We start from the raw sequence: 17,971 nt of genomic DNA, 5'->3' as shown, positions 1-17,971 counted from the left end.
GTTAAAATCTGTGAGCACCAAAGCTAACTACTATTACCTTCAATTGTTTCTCTTTTACTCAACTTTTTTTAGTGCTGCTTGGATAAGTGGTACTTTTCCTGGTTCTTTTTTTATGATTGCCATTAATTTTCCTGAAAAAAGTTTTTTCTCTTGGCAATTATACCCGTCTAGATCTGCGGGATCGCCATTAGCAAGTCCGAGGATTGTGCCATTTTTTACCAAAACCGCTACAAGTTCGTCTGCAGTTGGCACCTCGATCCCTTCTGAATCGATTCCTTGGATCTCAAATAGAGAGTAGTCCGCTCCACAGAATCGTTCTTTAACTGTGACAGAATCAGTCGGACCACTTGTTTTTCGAGTTGCTTCAATTGTTTGTTCCTCTTTGACACCAATGGCTTTTAAACAACCTGGTTCATAAGGAATACGCCAAGATAGGCCATCTTTATCATTTTTTTTCTTTCCAAAACTCTTCCCGTTCAGAAACAACTCAACAGTATGACAATTAGAAAAAATCCTCACCTCCGTAACCCCTTGGTCAATTGTTAACCCTTCTTTGTTCCAGTGAGGAAACACATGAACCATTGGTGTTTCAGTCCACCTTGATTGATAATAATAAAAAGAATCCTTTTCAAATCCGACCGTATCTGTAATTCCAAATTGAGAACTGATCCCAGGCCAGCGAAACGGTGCTGGCTCACCGTAGTAATCCATAAATGTCCACAAGAAGACACCTCCCATATAGGCATGTTCTTCTAAGTAACGCAGTACTTCTTTCGGTTTAGCCGTACCACCGGTTCCTGGCTCTTCAGGCTTTCGTTTCCCAGGTAAGACCATAGAATAAAGAGAACCAAAGTTTGAAGTATGACATTTTTCGCTGTTATCTTGATAGACCCCTCTTGTCGAAAAGTAAGAAGCACTTTCCGTACTAAGATATGAAAATAGCGGATACTTTTCCTTTACAGCAACTAAACCTGTCCCATTTACAGCAGACTCAGGATAATTGACCCCGTTCACATCAAAAATACGCATATAAGAAGCATCCACCTGACCAGCAGGATTAAGTAATTCCGCTGAAACAATAAGACTTTGCGAAGTATGGGTTCGGATCACAGCTGCTAATTTTTGTGCCATTCGGTAAGCAAGCGGCGTATGACCAATCACCTCTTCATTACAAAGGGACCAAAAACAAAGAGAAGGATGATTACGTGTTTGCTTCACCATTTTTGCCAGCTCATTTGTCCGCCACTCACTAGATTCCAAGATGCGGTTCTCGTTCATAACGATGATACCTAACTCATCACATAATTCAAGGAGGTCTTTAGAAGCAAAGTGATGTGCACTGCGATAGGCGTTTACCCCCATTTCTTTCATTTTCAACAGCTTATACCGTAAAATATCTTTTGGTAATGCGACACCTAGACCACCAAAATCTTGATGCTCACAGACCCCTCTTAATTCTTTACGTTCCCCATTAAGCAGAAAACCTTTCGTAGTATATGCGACTGTCCTAATACCAAAAAAAAGCTGATAGTCATCGATTTGGTTCTCGCCATCAAATAGTTGAAAAGTAGCTTGGTATAGATGTGGATTCTCGAGAGACCATAGCTGAGGCGCGCAGATTTTTTGACAATAACTCCATTCTGTTGTCGCCAAAGGATCCACGTTACACTCATGGATATTTTGTTGATCAGCCACCTGACTTTTGATCGTTATCTTTTGTTTTTTCTCAAAATGATGGTTAGCAAGACCAACGGTGATTTTAAGGAGCGCTTCCTGCTGGTTTATTTCAGTTGTTTCGATAAACGATGCTTCTGCCACGATCTGAAGCTTTGGCTTTATTTCTAAATATACATCCTTATATATACCTGCTCCCTCATACCACCAGCCTTCCGCGCCTTTCGTCGTATCCACTTTGATCAACACCACATTCACTCCCTCTGAGCCGATGCGTATCAGTTCAGAGACATCAAAAGAAAAATCAGAGTATCCACTGTAATGATCACCTAGAAATACACCATTAAACCAGACAGATGCCATACGCATGACGCCCATAAAGTGGAGAGTCACTTGCTTTTCGTTCACTTCATCTAGAGTTAACGCAAAAGTCTTACGGTAATAGGCAATGCCATCTGTCTTTGATCCACTCATCAGTAAATCGGGATCATTAACATACGGAAGTTCATTTTTCCAATCATGAGGGAGATCAACAGATACCCAATCTTCGTCAAGTTCACTTCCCAAAGCAGTGTTCGCCAACATTCTCAAGCCTTTTTCACGATCACCTTGAGCAATCAGCCGTAGAAAATGTTCTCCACCAGCACCTATCAAAACAGTATCCCCCGCTTCATTTTCAAGCGGAGCTGCCAAGCCACCGATAGCTGCGGCTTTTCTGACTGTTTTCATTGGCTCTTCTATCTCACCTAAGTGAAATTGCCAGCCATCATTCAGTAATCGATTTTGTCTCATTTTTTCTCCTCCTTCTTATAAAAGTTATTTTGCTCTAGCTAAAAAGTCCCCACAAAATGGATCGATCGGGCTCTTACCTTTAAACGGTTCTTTCCCTAGCAATTTCTGGATTACAGCCTCCACTGTTTCTGGATTTCCTGTATACGCATTGATAAAAGTTGAAACATAAGGGATGTCAAATAAGTGATAGGGATTGGCAGTAGAAACAAAAATGGTAGGGAGATCCTTTTCATACCAGGGAGCATTTGCGGCCATCAAATGATTCCAATCCAAACGAACTGTTGTCTGATTGCTGGCGGTCTCAACATTAGCAACATACAATGCCAAATCAAATTTATTTCTAAGATCCTCAACCCCTGCCTCGAAAACCTCTTGGAAATCCAATTGTTGATTATCGAAAAGGTTGACTTCAAATCCAGCAGCTTCTAATCCAGCTTGAAAAAGCGGACCCACTCGTCCTCCCTCTTTAAATCCACCGTCGTCAGAATCACCCAAAATAACGAGACGGATTCGAGGGTATCGTTGTGGGGTGAGTGGTAAGTGTTTTTCTCTGTCTTTGACCAATGTAATCGACTCATCAGCAATTTTTTTCGTTACCCACTGATATTCAGTACGATCGATGACACTTTTAGGAGTACTATTGACTGTCTCTTCCCTTACTTCAGTAAATAAACCATGGTACATCTTGACTGCTAAAATTCGTGCGACTGCTTCATCCAAACGTTCCATACGAATGCTTCCCTCTTTTACAGCAGATGCGATCACTTCATAATCTTCATCAATATTTTTATTAAAAAGCAACATATCGATTCCTGCATTGATTGAAGCAACGAGTCGCTCTCTATGAGGCATGATCGTCGTGTAACCGACCATTGGTGTTGCATCAGTGATAGCCAAACCATTGAAGCCCAGTGTATCTCTTAGTAACCCGTTAACTAGAAGTTTTGAGCAAGAAGCAGGCATCAATTCGGTTTCTCTGATAGTTGGTGAAAGTTTTCGCTCCCATGCAGGCTGATAAATGTGTCCCACCATGATACAGCTGACGTTTTTTTCAATAAACTGGCGATAAATAGTCCCATACGATTCCATCCACTCATTCGCGGAGAGTGAATTGATCGAACTCAGTAAATGTTGATCCCTTTCATCAACACCGTCCCCAGGAAAATGCTTGATCACTGGAATGATGTTACTCTCAGAAAAACCGTCTATCTGCGCTTGAGCCATGCGAATAATTCGTTTTTGATCACTTCCAAATGTGCGAGTATTCGTGATTGGGTTCTTGAAGTTATAATCAATATCGACAATCGGTGAAAAAGCCATATTAATACCAATTCGAGCCGCTTCCAGCCCAGCAATTTTTCCTAAGTAATAGGCATTTTCGGTGCAATCTGTAGCGGCGATCTGCATAGGATTACCGACCCATGTCCCTTCCGTAAGAATACCATTCCCACCTGACTCTAAATTTGCTGAAAGAAATAACGGTATTGTGCTAGCATCTTGGACTGCTCTTAGCTGATCCTTCAATTTTTCAGCATTGTCGGGGCGATACATCATTCCTCCCGGTTGGTATTTCTTAATAAAAGCCGTCAATTCCTTTACAGAACCTGATTGTCCAATCACGAAAAAAAGCTGACCAATTTTTTCCATAACTGACATGTTTTCTACGATCTTCTGAATTTGTTTTTTCCTTGTCTCTGTAAATTTGAAAAGTGTTTCTCTTGTCTCTCTCACTGAGTTGTCCTCCAATCGATAGTTTCACAGACGACGAGCGCAAGAATCACTTCACTCTTGCGCTCGTTTGTTGTTATTATGGTTAACTGTAAATCCTGTGCGAGTTTCTTATCCAGCTTGCTCTTGTGCTAAACGTTCTTCTTGAACTGCTTGATTATCTAAGGTTTTAAAGAACGGGTAATAGATAGCCATAGAAATAGCAACTGCAAATAGTTGATAGATACCAAAAGAGAGGCTCCCTTGAACGATGCCGTGGATCAGCGGAGGTAACGAGCCCGCCCCTAGGATGCCAATCGGTGCGGTAATGATTCCCATGGAAATCAATGCGTACCCAAGAGAAGTGATCACTAATGGCGTCAATAAGAACGGAATCAAAAGCATCACATTCAACATTACCGGCATTCCAAAGACAACTGGTTCATTTACACCAAAAAGACCGCTTGGAAATACGATTTTTGAAAATGATTTGTAGCGCTTACTCTTGGAAAATAAAAACATGTCAGTCACTAAACCAATCGTTGCACCGCTGCCCCCTAAACATGCCAAATCGTATAACCCAAAATTAATGGCATGAGGGACTGCTTCTCCCGCCGCCACAGCAGCACTATTGTCTGCAAGATAACCCAAGAAAATCGGCATGAGAATCGGCAATACGGTCATTGAACCATGGATCCCGAAAAACCATAAGAGATTCGAGATCAAAATAAGAATCAAAAAGGCAGTTAAGGAACCCGTCAATCGCTGCAATGGTTCTTGAAGCAATGTATAAACAAAATCTGTCGCCGAATTATAACTAGTTACACTAAAGCCAAATTTAACAATTCCAAAAAGTGATGCAATCACAACTGCTGGAATTAAAGAAGTGAATGACTTGGTCACCATTTCTGGCACCCCATCAGGCATTTTGATCGTAATATTTTTTTCCACAAACAATTTCATCAGTTGAATCGTGATCAGTGAAACGAAAATTGCCACGAAGACCCCGCGCGCGCCTAAATAATTGGTACTTAAAAATGAAGCTCTTGCTTCGGGATTTTCAGTGAGTGGCGTTAATAACAGGAAACATACCAATGAGATGAACCCCGTCCCCAAAGCTTGTTCTTTGATCCCGAATATTCCTGCTCCACAGTAGGCAATACTAAATGCCATATACAAACCTAATAAATCAATTGTGTAAGCTGGAATATAATTCATCACTGTCCCAATGTTGGTCACTGATAGAAAGTTTTGATACGGTTCCCAGCTTAAACTAGAAATAACTGTAAAGATGGCACCTAACATAATAACGCCTAGTAATGACATCGAACCTGTACTCACACTTTTTAAATAGCGATTCGAAGAAATTTTATTCGCAACGGGAATAAATCTCTTTTCCATAAAGTGGATAAATGCATTCATTTTTCTTACCCCTTTTTAGTGTTTTTTATTTTATTTTGGTACCAATAGTAACTGTCTTTGGGAATTCGTCGACATTCTTTCGGATCTTCATCTGTGCGATCAACAAAAATCAAACCATATCGCTTTTTAAACCCTTGGTGTGAACTAACCAAATCAAGTAGTGACCAAGGACTATAACCCAATAAAGGATATCCTTCCTCCATAAAACGCTCACATTGCTTAATATGCTGTTCCAAGTAATCAATACGATAGACATCGTGAATTTGCCCGTCTTCAATACTATCAGAATACGCTAAACCGTTTTCAGTTACCATCATTGGTAAATGGTATTTTTCATAAATCGACCGCATACCTATATATAATCCTTCAGGGTCAATACCAAATTCCATCCATTTCGTCTTCGTTAAATAAGGATTGTTCCCTAACGTAAATCGCTCATTTCGATAAAATGGTGGTAGTTTGCTTGTATCTTCTCCCGGTTCAACGGCACGAATACAGGTACTACAGTAATAGTTTATCCCTATAAGATCTGGTTTATTCTTCTTCAAAATTTCTCGATCAGCTGGTTCCGTTTCTGGATACCAACCTTTTTCATTCAAATAATTGCAGTAGCTTTTCGGGTACTCGCCGAATACTGACATGTCGAGAAAACAATTTTGTAAAAAGTCTTCGGCGTTCTTAGCTGCTAAGATGTTCCTTGGCGAAGGTGTTTCAGGATAAACAACTTGCATAGAGCACACGGGACCAATTTGACCATCTCTTACGATTTTTCGAAAAACTTGAATTGTCTTTTTCTCAGCTAGCGACATATTGTAACTCATTTGATACATCTGCTTCATTTTTTCATCTGCATCCGTTTCGTGATTGCCATTTAAATCAGAAGCTGCTGTGACGATCAATTGCTCGTTGATCGTTCCCCACAGCTTGACGCGATCACCGAAATGCTGAAAGCAAACTTTTGCATAAGCAACAAAGTAATCAATACATTTTCTTGATTTCCATCCGCCAAATTTGGTTACTAATGCTTGCGGCATTTCAAAATGATAGAGGGTAGGAAAAGGTGTGATTCCTTTTTCAAGACACCCATCAATCAAACGATTATAAAAATCGATGCCTTCTTGATTCGGCTGATCACCATCACCCATGACACGTGTCCAATTGAACGAAAAACGATAGAGATCGATCCCTAAGTCTGCCATTAATTCAATGTCTTCGCTTAGATGATGATAGTGATCGGACGCGATCTTCGAATCTGCAATTCCCTCCGGTACGTGACGCACATCTGTTGTTGCAACCCCTTTTCCACCTTCACCAAAGCCTCCTTCTACTTGAAATGCTGAGGTTGATGCCCCCCAATAAAAATCTTTTTTGACCATTGTTCCTTCCACCTTTCCCTTATAAGAAAACGATACCATTCAGAATTAATTCTAACGACAACAAAACAAGACCTCTGGTTTCAAATCCAAAGGTCTTGTTTCAAAATATGAAACTATTGAGGCAAATAGAACTTTTTCATATACATATAAATCAGTAACTCCATCATATATAGAATAGCAATCCGTCCTTCGGTGTTTTCGTTGATCTCTCCACAGAGGATAATTTGGTCTGCACTTCGCTCAATGATTGGAGAATGCTTAAACGTAAAGACGATAATTTTGATTCCCTTTTTCTTCAAGGCTGCAATCACTTTTTCACTAAAGTAAAAGAAACCACCCTCCATCGAAAAAATCAAAACCAAGCTATCTGGCGAGCTTTCTTCCACAATTTTTAATTGCTCTTCCACTGTAAAACCAATCCGAATAATTTTATCCATGCTTGCTAATTTGCTTTGCAAATGCTGTCCCATAAAAGCAGCAAATTCTAAGCCAAACACAGCAACGTTTTCTGTTTCATGGATCGCAGAGACCACTGTTTCAAGTTCTGAAATCGAGAGATGTTCTTTGGCGTACCTCAAATTGATCAAAAGATTTGAGGTGAATTCGTCCAGAAATTCCTCCCTTTGTTCCACGGGCTGGATCACTTTTTTGGAATAATCGCTGACGATATCGATCTCTTTTTCAACCGCTTGTTTGAATTCCGTATAAGATGAAAAAGCCAAAATTCGAATGAATCGCGAAATCGCTGCAGTCGACACAAAGCATTCTTCTGCGAGTTCATAAATGGTCATCTTAGGGATTTTCGAAAAACTTCTTAGAATCGCCTGTGCAATAAAGTAATTATTGTCTTGTTTTTTCTGATTATTTAAATAGCGCAACAAAAGACTTCTGACTGAGGTTCCTTTATTTTCCATTCGATCTATCTACCTCCTAAATACGCTTTCACCTAAATATACAATGAAAGCTAGGGAAAGCAAAGTTGAATTGGTGAAATTCTCCTTATACTCTGCGCCCACTTCGATAATTTGAATCCAAAAACCTTTCCCTTGCCTTGCCTGTATCCATATTCCATAATCAGACGTGAGCGATGATCCATCAAACAGACCGTATGGGAGTGTTACGAATGAAAAATTTTCAGATGACGTTTATTACTTCTACGACCACCATTCGTTGGTTGAAACTATTGAATCTTTTGGAACGGCATAAGACCCTTTCGAATCGTGAGTTGTCAAAAGCTGTCCAGAGTTCGCGGCGCACGATCATTTATGATATGGAGAGGCTACGGAGCTACTTTGGAAGCACGCTAATGATCGAATCCACGTCGAATGGCTATTCTCTTCATGAATTACTACCGAAAGAATATCTGGAACGAAAACGAGCGCTCCTTCAAAATGAACCGTTATTCGTTATTCTTGAGCATCTGTTTAAGGGAGAATATCGGACAGTTTCCGAATGGGCAGACTATTTTTATCTTTCTGAGAGTTCCCTTTTACGCTATTTGACACTTTTTGAAAAAGCCCTGAAGCCCTTTCAGTTATCTGTTGATCATAAGAATTTCCGTCTGATCGGATCAGAAGCGGATATTCGCAAATTTTTCCATGCCTTTTATTATGAGTCGGATGCTACGCCTCATACGGTACGTCCAACCATTGCTGTGCAAAATATCGTCTTAGATTTTTTTCGCAATATACGCGGCAAAACCAATAATACGGCTTCATTTTGGTATATCAGTTATTGGTTGTATATTATCCTTGAGCGTTATCAAGCGGGAGAAACTGTCGTTGTCTCCGAACAATTAAAAAAGATCGTCTTGGCAGATGAACTCTTTCAAGAAATCCAGCCCCTCAATCAACGACTCCAAACCGCTTTTTCCTTGTCTTTACCATCAGAGGAGCTGGTCTATCTTTTCGCTCTACTAGCAAGTAACCGTGGGATAAACAACTATCTCAGGGAAATATCATTTGTTACCCGCTTTGACCATTGGCCTGAGCTAAAAGAACTGACTGCCAATTTTTGCCAGCTCCAGCAGATTTCCGATCATGATCAGTCCCGAGATTTTGTTTTTCTCCATTCTTTCTTTATTACGGAAAAAATAAAGCAGCTGATATCCCCTACCTACAATCAAAGCATGGAAGAAATTTCCAATTACGCACAAACACAATACCCTAAAGAGTATGAGGAAAATACACGGTTTCTTCTTAGAGAGCCTCTCTTTGAAGCGACCGCTCTGCCAGCAATCAGTGCCCGCTTCACTTTGTACTTTGAAGGATTAAAAGAAAAATACTGGGGCAACCCACGCCGGATCGCCTTTCTTTTAGAAGGGGATGCGCATATTTGCCTTCACATCAATGCTTTTGCTGTAAAATATTTTGGTCGATATCATGTTTTACAATTCCCTGATTCCAGTGAGTTTTCTTTGGATTATGTGGAACGAAACAAGATTGATCTAGTCGTGACGAATTACGCAGAGTATTTGGAAGAGTATATTCTGGATGTTGAATGCCTCCTAATAAAATCGATCCCAGATGCAGATGATTGGAACAATTTCTTGAAAATCATCAACCCAAAAATCATCCATAATTTTGCGTTGCAAAACACCGAAAAAAGCTCCTTCTATAACTGAAAAGACGTGTGCGGCACTTGAACGCCGCACACGTCTTTTCCATTCGTTTCTATGGACGAGTAGTATTTGTTCTTCACTCTGGCACACTACTTAACGACCATTCAATCGTTGCACGGTACCGTCCCAACTTGGGATTTGCACCAGCAGGTACTTCTAAGGTGACACTGGTGGCTGCCGTCTCTTGATCACCAAAACGATAGACCCATGTTCCCGTACTCTGACTATCGCCAGTTAGTAGAGGCTGCGCTTCGCCTGGCGCCAAAGTTACCCTATCCTTCATCGTTGAAAGCTCTGGCATACTAGCATTGGAATTTTCTGAAGTCGTCATAAGCCGTTGATTGGCTAAACTGATTTGAGCACCGATCAAGGGCTCATTGTCTTCATTTCGAAAGCCCTGTGAATTAAGAGTCGCAGATAGACGCCAACTCGTCTCTTCTGTATCCTGACGCTGATCCGTGATCTGTACATAATTTGGACGTTCCTTAGTTTCGCTTGCCCCTTCAGTAGGAATCATTTGCTGAGGCAATGCGTGATACGTTCCTTTGGTACTGCGGATCGGCGCTTGACCAAATCGGAACTGAGAAACAAAATCAAGACTAAGTAATCCTTGGTCTTCAGGAATGATCGGTGGATTTTCTGGGTTCACCTCTACATCTGGTTCCAATGGATCAACCGGCGGCAGTGGGCCAGTCTGGGCGATTCGCAGGGTAGTTGCAGCGGGAAACACAGTATCCCGAAAAACGAGTTCTGAAGCTGGATTCTGATTGCCCTGTTCGTCATTCGTTGACGGCGGATTGATCACTCCAGCTTCTTTTGCCGAACCAGCAGAATCTTTCAGAAAGACTTGGATCTCATCCCCCGCTTTTAACTGCCGATCACTTACATCAATCGTAAACGTTCCCTCTTCATCGATAACCACCGCCTCTGTATCAAACCAGATACCATTATGGGTAGCACTTAGCTCAACCTTTGTGTCTTCCGTGTGGCCATGGATCTCGTTTGTTTCTTCAAGAAGAACGTAGGAAGCAAAAGCTGCGGGCGTTGGCGGCAAAATGGGGAAAACCTGCACGGGCTCGGTTCGTATTTGATGCTGGGCACCTTCTGTCAGTTCGCCGCTGGTTAATTCGACGGCGATGACTCGGACGATGGTTCCTGCTTCCAAGGGAGCCACAAGAGGAATCTCAAAAATTCCTCCTTGCGCCTCTTCTCCATAGATACTGATCCCCGGTGTGTCTTCTGTATGTCCAACGGTTTTTGCAGTAACTTCTTCCTTCTGACCATCTGCTGTTTCAATTTCAACGGTCACTTTCGCTTCATCGTCCCAAGCTGGTCGAGTCCCGTCAAACCCAACAGGCAAGCTGACTCGCCCATGAATTTTTTTGTCCGCATTCGTCGGCACCCGCAACTCATCAACGATCGCCCAACGCGCATTGTTTGAACTTACGCGAGAATATGCCGTCAGTCCCTGATTGCCAAAGGTCTCCGTATTCAATATCTCTGGCTTATTCGTCAAACCCAACAGGCCAAAATCAGCGCCTGAAAAAGCAAAATCAAGGGTTGGGAAATTTAGATCGGGATCTCCAAAAAGATTTGACCCATTTTTCCAGACAGCTAAGTCACTATTCGTCGCCGTTAATGTTGAAAGATTAGAAACACTAAAGATGTTTCCTCCATCAAGCCGATCGTTACGAAAATCAAAAAAGACTGGATCATTCAAGAAGACAGATAGTTTGCCTGAACGAAATACCCCACCATTCGGGGTACTGGTCCGCCCTTCCACTTGGAAATATCCTTGTTCAACGTAAATTGTTGAATTGAAGTAGGTGTGCATGTCGATCCCTGGACCACTATCTGCTACACACATAAATTTACTATCGACACCTACGATTGAAAAATTATTCTCTGTCCCGTTATCATGGATACCTCTCGCATAAAAAATCCCTTGGTTTCCTCCAGCAACATTTCCATCATGCGCGTTGCCATTTCCTGGATTATAAAGATCAACGATGCCGCCTTCGGTGATCTCAAAAGAATTTCCTCCACTAGGAATTCGGATCAAGGGTGCGCTGCCCCCTTTTTTATGAACATTTACTATTCCACCATCCGTCACATGAAACGTCACCATACCGAAGTATAAAAAGCGAATCACAGCATGGTCACCGTCAGCCTCATGACTGCTAGCTATTAGTTGTCCATTGCTTTGCACTTCAAAGGTAAAGTTGAGACTGGTGATATTGATCGCACTAGCAGTGATGCTTTCAACCTCTAAAATTGCTGATTGACTCAAAGTAAGAACGCCAGCTTCTGCCGCATTCGACGGTGTCGTTAAAACAAAAGCTGCTGCTCCTTCTGCCGCTGCAATCTCACTGAAAATCCGTACATGTGTGTCTTCGCCACTAATGGTGACGTCGGCATTTTTTCCGTTGACTCGTAAAGCATTTGCATTTTCGGCTATCAAGCGTACTTTTGACCCGTTCTGGACCGTCAACTCAGGATTCTCTCCAGTCAGATATATGCCGCGCCTTTTTTGTGTCGTTTCAATTTGCAATAAGGCAGCTTCCCCCACTATCATTCTTGGATCAGCGCCCTTCATGAGTAGTGCAATATTTTGTTCTTCAGAAGTGTTCGTCGCTACTCCTTGACTTTCTACAATGAGCGTACCTCCATCAATCAGATAAAAATTGCTGTCGTCTCCTAATAGTTCGATCGCATTGGCATCTGTTGCCGTCTCATTTTTCACTCGCACTTGCGTTGTATCTCCTGAGATCGTAGCAGAAGGAAAGAATCCATTTAAGAGAATGGCGCTCGCATGCATTGTGTTTATCGTTACGTTTGCACCAGATTGGATCGTCAATTCTGGTTGCTCGCCAGTCAGAACAAGCCCGCGTTTTCTTAACGCAACATCGATGGAAAAAACCGAGTTCTCTGCTACAATAAATCGGGGATTTTTCCCAGATAGGATCACGGCATTGTTATTCAAAATCGTCGCATCAACAGCTGTTCCAGGGCTTTGAATGATTAAAGAGGCCCCGTGATTAATTGTCATTTGACCATTATCCCCACGCAGGTCGATCGTATTCGCATCCCCTTGTCGCGTAGTGATGGTCATTTGGGTCTCTGCGCCAAGCAAAAATCGTGGCTCTTGAATATCTGGTGCTGTATAAAAAATCCACATATTCGGCTTATCAATAACCACCTGTGCTTGATTGCTCGCTTCTACTTCCTTCAAATTGAACAGAGTATCGGAATCCATCGTCATTGCTTCAAAGCGATTGATACCGCCTGTAAAACGAACCGTCGCTTCTCGTGCTAAAATAAAAGGCGACCGATTCTCCGCGGCTTCTTCCACTCCCTCTAGTTCAACGACCCAGTTTCGACTCAACGCATTGGTGGTCTGGATCAAAGCGGTGTTGCCTGTTTTTTGGTACGTGAGATTTTCGATACGAAAAATCGTTTCTTCATTAACAGCTAATAATCGAAAATAGGCAATATTGTTAGTGAAGGTCAATGTATGGCCATTTCCTTGAATCATTATCGGACGATCGATGGTCATTATGCTGGGAGTAGATTGGACAAGGTCGGCTTGTAAGGAAAGAATTGATACGGCTGGATCTTGTAAAGCACTACTAAACTCCGACATGTTCGCTACAAAAGCTGTGCCACCATCAAAGGCGCTTGGTACGATCGCACTAGCCGACTGCTCTTCTGACGCTTGCTGCAAACTTTCATCGTCTGCTGCTTGTTCAGCAGGATCACTGTCCTTTTCTGGCGATTTTTGGGACTCATTTTCCATGTCTTTTGGTGTTTCCTCATTTTCTGTCTCTGCGGCAGCGATTTCAACGATCGCTTCACTCCCTGTACTGGCTACAACAAAACTTCCAGGACGTTCGGCAACGACCAAAACAGAAAATGTCTGCTGTGCTTGACTTGCTTTGATCTGCCAGCCTTGATCGCTTTGTTTTACTGCTGTTTGTCCGGGAGCCAATGCATCAGTCATCAGCTTGACTTCTGCTGGTAATTCTAGGAAGATTTCTGCCACTGCTTGGTCGCTGACCAATTCGATCGTAAGCGGTTGGCCTACCGTACCAGCAAATTTAGACTCTTTGAACTGCACCGTCCCTTCAGGCTCAGAGGTTTCTGCGGCAAACTCCTCAAGAACGCCCTCATCCGTTAGCGTTTGTGCAAGGTAAGGCGGCTCGGTTTCAGCAAAAACAACGATGAGAGGGACACTCATCAAGCGTAATCCCATAAAAACAAGCAGCAAGCGAATCCAATACTTCAAGTTTTGCTTTTTCATTCCATGCTCTCCTTTACTTCTTACGTATCCATGGTCGGCTTTTTGTTCTTCCATAACAGCCAAATGATTATGCCAAGAAGGAAAATTACTAGTCCTAATGCGCTGATCAACCACCAGTTTTGCTCCTCTTCAATGGTGACATCTTCACGATTCAACTGTCGTGCTGTGTCTGCTTCCACAGTAAACGGAAATTCCCAGGTCCACTCCTCGCCTTCAGCTCGAGCGGTTAGGCTCATTACATATTCTCCGCTGTAAAAACGATCCCCCTGCAATGAAACGGGAAAATGAAAGTGTGAATTTGGCGCCATTTGCATCCCTTCACGCTGCGCCTCATATAAAACGTCTTCCTGATCCGCTCGTCGAACAGCTGCCTCTACCTCTAGGCGATTGACAAAACGCGGCAACGGATTTTGCAGCGTTGCCCGAAACGCATTGCGATAATTGACTTGACCGGCAAACACATCCAATAACGCAAGCTCTGGTTCAATAATAGAAGCTTCATTGCGGACAACGACGCCTAGAATATAAGCAAACCGATTTTGGATCGCAACACCTTCTTCCTCTGATCCAGTCGTTTCTGCGATGACCTCTCGAATACGTAAACCGCCGACTAGACTACCAGCAAAGGTTTCTTCAGGCATATGTATGGGTAACTCGATCGTCTTTTTTTCCTTGGCTGACAAAATGACCGCTCCAGGTGATTCGATTAGATCAGCTATCGAATAAGGCAAAGTCGGATCAGGTTCTGCGGCATCTTTGCCATATTCCACGACGCCATTTCCGTTAGTGAACGCCGTATGTGCGGATATTTCGATCGTGATTTCCTTTTCCGCGCGATTTTGAATCGTCACTCCTAGAACATCATCGGTCCCTGGCGCTAGTTCTAGATCAAAATAGCCACTATTCCCATCTGGCAATTGGCTTTCCGGTAAATTAGGAACCACATGAAATGGCAATTCTGATTGTGTTTCTGCCCAACCTGTCATCGGCAATCCAACGAGTACCATCACCAGTAAAACAAACCCAGCTACTAGCCTCTTTTTGATTGATCTCTTGCTTTGTGTCTTCATAATGAATCATTCCTTTCAAAATAGGCAGGAACGACTCGTCTCCTGCCTATTCCCTATATCCTTTGCCCACTTCCCGATTCGTTTTTCCCTAATCGCAACACGCGGATTATTCGCTATCACGCTTACTGGTAAAATGATCCGTTAAAACCATGTGCCCTTATTCGTGCTTTTGAGCCAAGCTAAAAGACTGGCTTCTTTGCTGTGTTCTTCCAAAAAACTTATTCCTTAATTACCAGGAGTGGCACTTAAATGCCAAGTCAGAGTAGCCGTATAAGCGGTTGCTTGCGGATTCGCTCCTGTCGGTATATGGAGCCAAATCGCTTCATTGAGAATATCCTCTTCCCCCGCTGCATGCTGTTGATTTAGCAGGGTTTGATTACCCCATTGAACCGTTGAAAGACCCGCCCCTTGGCCAGGAGCTGCAGACATCAAGGTGTTGCCTTCCGTTCCAACGTCGATGGTTTGATGGTTAAATTGATCGCTAGGTGCCGTTGGAAAAGTAGCCGGATCTAATGCATTCGAACGAATCTGTGGATTTTGAAATTCGATATAAGCCCCACGTAATTTATGATTCAAAGTGGCATCGGTACTTGTAAATTGATCCAAATCGACATTTAACGTCCAACCGTTATGTCCACCACGGGTATCCAATACTTGAGCAAAAGAGACATAGGGCGCGGTTCCTGATCCATCAGACAGTCGTTCTAGCTCCGCAAACATGGCGGACTTTCCAGGGCCTGTGCTGATCACTTGGGTCCCAAAATCGAAGCGCTTTGGCACATGCACCAAAGTGAATGGACCGGTTACCTCTGGATCGATCGGATCAATTTCTACCTCTGGCTCTTTTTCAGGTAATTCAACATCGATCTCCTCCTCATTCCCAGGGATGAAGTCTACTTCATTTTCGGTATTTCCTTGCAGGATGGGTGTTGCTGCTGCGGTCACTCCCCCAGATAACACAGCGATACTCATGATACTGATTGTTGCTAAATAAATACGTTTCATAAAAAATTACTCCTTTTCCTATTATTATTCGCAGAAAGAATCTACGATGATTACTATTGATTGATGCATAAACCTTTTTTCAAAATCCACAACTGCCTTATCCTAAAACAAGCGCGCAACCGTATTGCCTAAAGGCCATTTTTCTCGTTAGCGGATCGTCCTGCGCATCGTTTCAAGTAAACAACCACACTCAAGATGACGAGCAGCAGACCTATCCAGTAAATAAGTAGTCGTTGGTGACTGTTCGTTTGCGGAAAACGATCATTTTTTGCGCTATTAGACGAATCTTCTTCAGGTGCTCGCCATTCCCCTGTCGGCGGTTTGGGCTCTGGCTTTTCAGGTTCCTGGCCACCAACAAAACGGATGCCCCCTTCTGTTCTAGCGGTGGACACTTCTTTGGCTTCTACGAAATCAGCGACTAGCAGACAACTTAACAGCAACATTGGTACAATAAAATACCTCAATTTACGAAGCGCCATGTATTCTCCCTCATTTTCCTCTCGCTCCTTTTTCTCTTCCAAAAAACATACTTCAGACACAGACGAAGTCCTCCAATCCTTCATTTAGGATGGAGACAACCATTTTAATCGCTTCTTTATACCCAATGTATTTAGGCAAAAAAAAGACCTGCGGTTGCTTTTCTATGGAGTAATCAAATGGGATGATATTGGTGATCAAAATATCACAGTCAAGCTGGTTGATCTGTTCCGATGTTAATTGCTCTTCATAGAGCACAGCCATTCGACCACTAAAATGATGTTCAAAAATACTATAGACCCATTCATCGATCACATAATTATTGGCAAGCAACACCACGATTTTTTGCGAAACCCGAATCAATTGATTGCCAAAAAGATAAAGAACGAAGGAACAACAAAAGTCCGTCAAAAATTGATTTTTGAAACATTGCGGAATCTCATTCACTTCCATAAACCTAAGCAAAGGCTCATACAGATCAAAAGGCAAAGAAAACACAAATTGATTCGTACTATCCGGATTTTTTAGGTAGATAGGTGCTAAACCAACTTTTGCATATTGTCGTACTAAAAAATCTTCAACGACCTGTTGAATTGCACAAGGTTCGTCAAGGTAAGAATTGTGCTGTTCAAAAAAAGCAACAAAAAGTTCAACGAATCGCGTACTCGTTTTTGAAAAGGTATTGAGGGGAATCCTCGTTTTCCCCCGAAGCGCCCACTGCGCATAGAGCATTAGGTAAATAAAACACGCTTCCTGAAGGAGCCGTTTTTTTGCGATGGCTTGAAGACTGCTACTTTCTTGAAGTGTTTCCTTGATCGTCAGAAAAAGCGGATCTTGCTGGATCACTGCTAGGACCTCAGGATCAACGATCAAGGTTCCAAAAGTGGCACGCTGAAAAGACAAACGAATAATATTGAGGAGCTTTTTTCTTGAAACGATCCCCACGTTTTGTTCAATTCTTTTTAAAAGCGTTTCTTGGAGCTGATGATCAATGACTGGCAACTCAAAATAGTGCGTTTCGCAATAAAAATCCCAGAAGAACTTTCGCTGATTGATTTCTTCTCCCACCAGCCCAATCGGTGCTTTGGTTACCACCAAACCGTATTCATCAAGAATCAGCTGTAATTTTTTTAAGAGTCGATTTGCCGTTGATTCTGAAATATGCATGGCTCGTATCCAAGCTAGAAAAGGAAACGTTTGTCCCGCATAAAAAGCTTGTACTAATAAAATCAGTGGTTCTCGCTCATAGAAAGAGCGTCGTTTTTTATAGTACTCACCATGATCCTTGATCACTAACTTCATCCCGTGATGGGTCCCTTCAAGAGAGATCGTATCACCAAAAAATGTGCGTAGTGCTTTTAAGTCCGTTAAGATCGTCCGCCGAGAAATACTCGCTTTTTCTGAGAGCTGCTTGACACTCAAAATCTGTTCGTTTTCCATGTACGCCAATAGTATCAGGCTTCTTCGATTCACTGAGTTCGTTACCAATTGGAATGTAAGACTGTTCACGGGCTTAATCTCCTTTAGC

At 42.4% G+C, this 17,971-nt stretch carries 11 protein-coding genes; 1 reads left to right on the top strand and 10 read right to left on the bottom strand.

Going from position 1 to position 17,971, the window contains the following annotated elements; all coding sequences use genetic code 11:
• Window positions 1-54 precede the first annotated feature (54 nt).
• The 5 genes from IGI82_RS03205 to IGI82_RS03185 all read right to left on the bottom strand — a co-directional run bounded on the left by IGI82_RS03205 (window position 55) and on the right by IGI82_RS03185 (window position 7,885).
• The gene (locus IGI82_RS03205; RefSeq protein WP_325837327.1) at window positions 55-2,466 is read right to left on the bottom strand and encodes a glycoside hydrolase family 2 TIM barrel-domain containing protein; all 2,412 of its coding nucleotides are present in this window, start codon (window positions 2,464-2,466) and stop codon (window positions 55-57) included.
• A 24-nt stretch (window positions 2,467-2,490) separates the two neighbouring features.
• The gene (locus IGI82_RS03200; protein ID WP_218212281.1) at window positions 2,491-4,197 is read right to left on the bottom strand and encodes a glycoside hydrolase family 3 protein; all 1,707 of its coding nucleotides are present in this window, start codon (window positions 4,195-4,197) and stop codon (window positions 2,491-2,493) included.
• Window positions 4,198-4,305: 108 nt separating this feature from the next.
• Window positions 4,306-5,595 (bottom strand): PTS sugar transporter subunit IIC, encoded by a 1,290-nt coding sequence (locus tag IGI82_RS03195; protein WP_008378054.1) that lies wholly within the window; start codon window positions 5,593-5,595, stop codon window positions 4,306-4,308.
• A gap of 5 nt (window positions 5,596-5,600) precedes the next feature.
• Window positions 5,601-6,971, bottom strand: coding sequence for a glycoside hydrolase family 1 protein (locus tag IGI82_RS03190; RefSeq protein ID WP_218212283.1), 1,371 nt, complete (start codon window positions 6,969-6,971; stop codon window positions 5,601-5,603).
• Window positions 6,972-7,084: 113 nt separating this feature from the next.
• Complete coding sequence (locus IGI82_RS03185; RefSeq protein ID WP_005232001.1) at window positions 7,085-7,885, bottom strand: MurR/RpiR family transcriptional regulator; 801 nt, start codon at window positions 7,883-7,885, stop codon at window positions 7,085-7,087.
• Window positions 7,886-8,094: 209 nt separating this feature from the next.
• Here IGI82_RS03185 and IGI82_RS03180 point away from each other — a divergent pair, with 209 nt between their 5' ends.
• A complete protein-coding gene (locus IGI82_RS03180) occupies window positions 8,095-9,594 on the top strand; it encodes a helix-turn-helix domain-containing protein (RefSeq protein ID WP_270290665.1) in 1,500 nt (499 codons plus the stop codon).
• Window positions 9,595-9,667: 73 nt separating this feature from the next.
• Here the strand turns inward: IGI82_RS03180 and IGI82_RS03175 are convergent, their stop codons facing one another.
• From IGI82_RS03175 to IGI82_RS03155, 5 genes are all read right to left on the bottom strand, one after another.
• Window positions 9,668-13,891 (bottom strand): WxL domain-containing protein, encoded by a 4,224-nt coding sequence (locus tag IGI82_RS03175; protein WP_375806674.1) that lies wholly within the window; start codon window positions 13,889-13,891, stop codon window positions 9,668-9,670.
• Between the two features lie 20 nt (window positions 13,892-13,911).
• The gene (locus IGI82_RS03170; protein ID WP_375806675.1) at window positions 13,912-14,961 is read right to left on the bottom strand and encodes a DUF916 and DUF3324 domain-containing protein; all 1,050 of its coding nucleotides are present in this window, start codon (window positions 14,959-14,961) and stop codon (window positions 13,912-13,914) included.
• 225 nt (window positions 14,962-15,186) lie between these two features.
• Window positions 15,187-15,966: a WxL domain-containing protein gene (locus tag IGI82_RS03165; RefSeq protein WP_332282105.1), complete on the bottom strand. Its 780-nt coding sequence runs from the start codon at window positions 15,964-15,966 to the stop codon at window positions 15,187-15,189.
• A gap of 128 nt (window positions 15,967-16,094) precedes the next feature.
• Window positions 16,095-16,505, bottom strand: a complete 411-nt coding sequence (locus tag IGI82_RS03160) for a cell wall protein (RefSeq protein WP_375806676.1) — start codon at window positions 16,503-16,505, stop codon at window positions 16,095-16,097.
• On the bottom strand, window positions 16,498-17,952 hold the full coding sequence (locus tag IGI82_RS03155; protein WP_375806677.1) for a helix-turn-helix domain-containing protein: 1,455 nt from the start codon (window positions 17,950-17,952) through the stop codon (window positions 16,498-16,500). The genes IGI82_RS03160 and IGI82_RS03155 overlap by 8 nt, the downstream gene beginning before the upstream one ends.
• Window positions 17,953-17,971 lie beyond the last annotated feature (19 nt).

It is taken from the genome of Enterococcus sp. AZ067, from assembly GCF_051715005.1.
GTDB lineage: Bacteria > Bacillota > Bacilli > Lactobacillales > Enterococcaceae > Enterococcus_D > Enterococcus_D casseliflavus.
The sequence above is the reverse complement of the archived record's forward strand: the minus strand, read 5'-3'. Positions and strand labels throughout refer to the sequence as shown.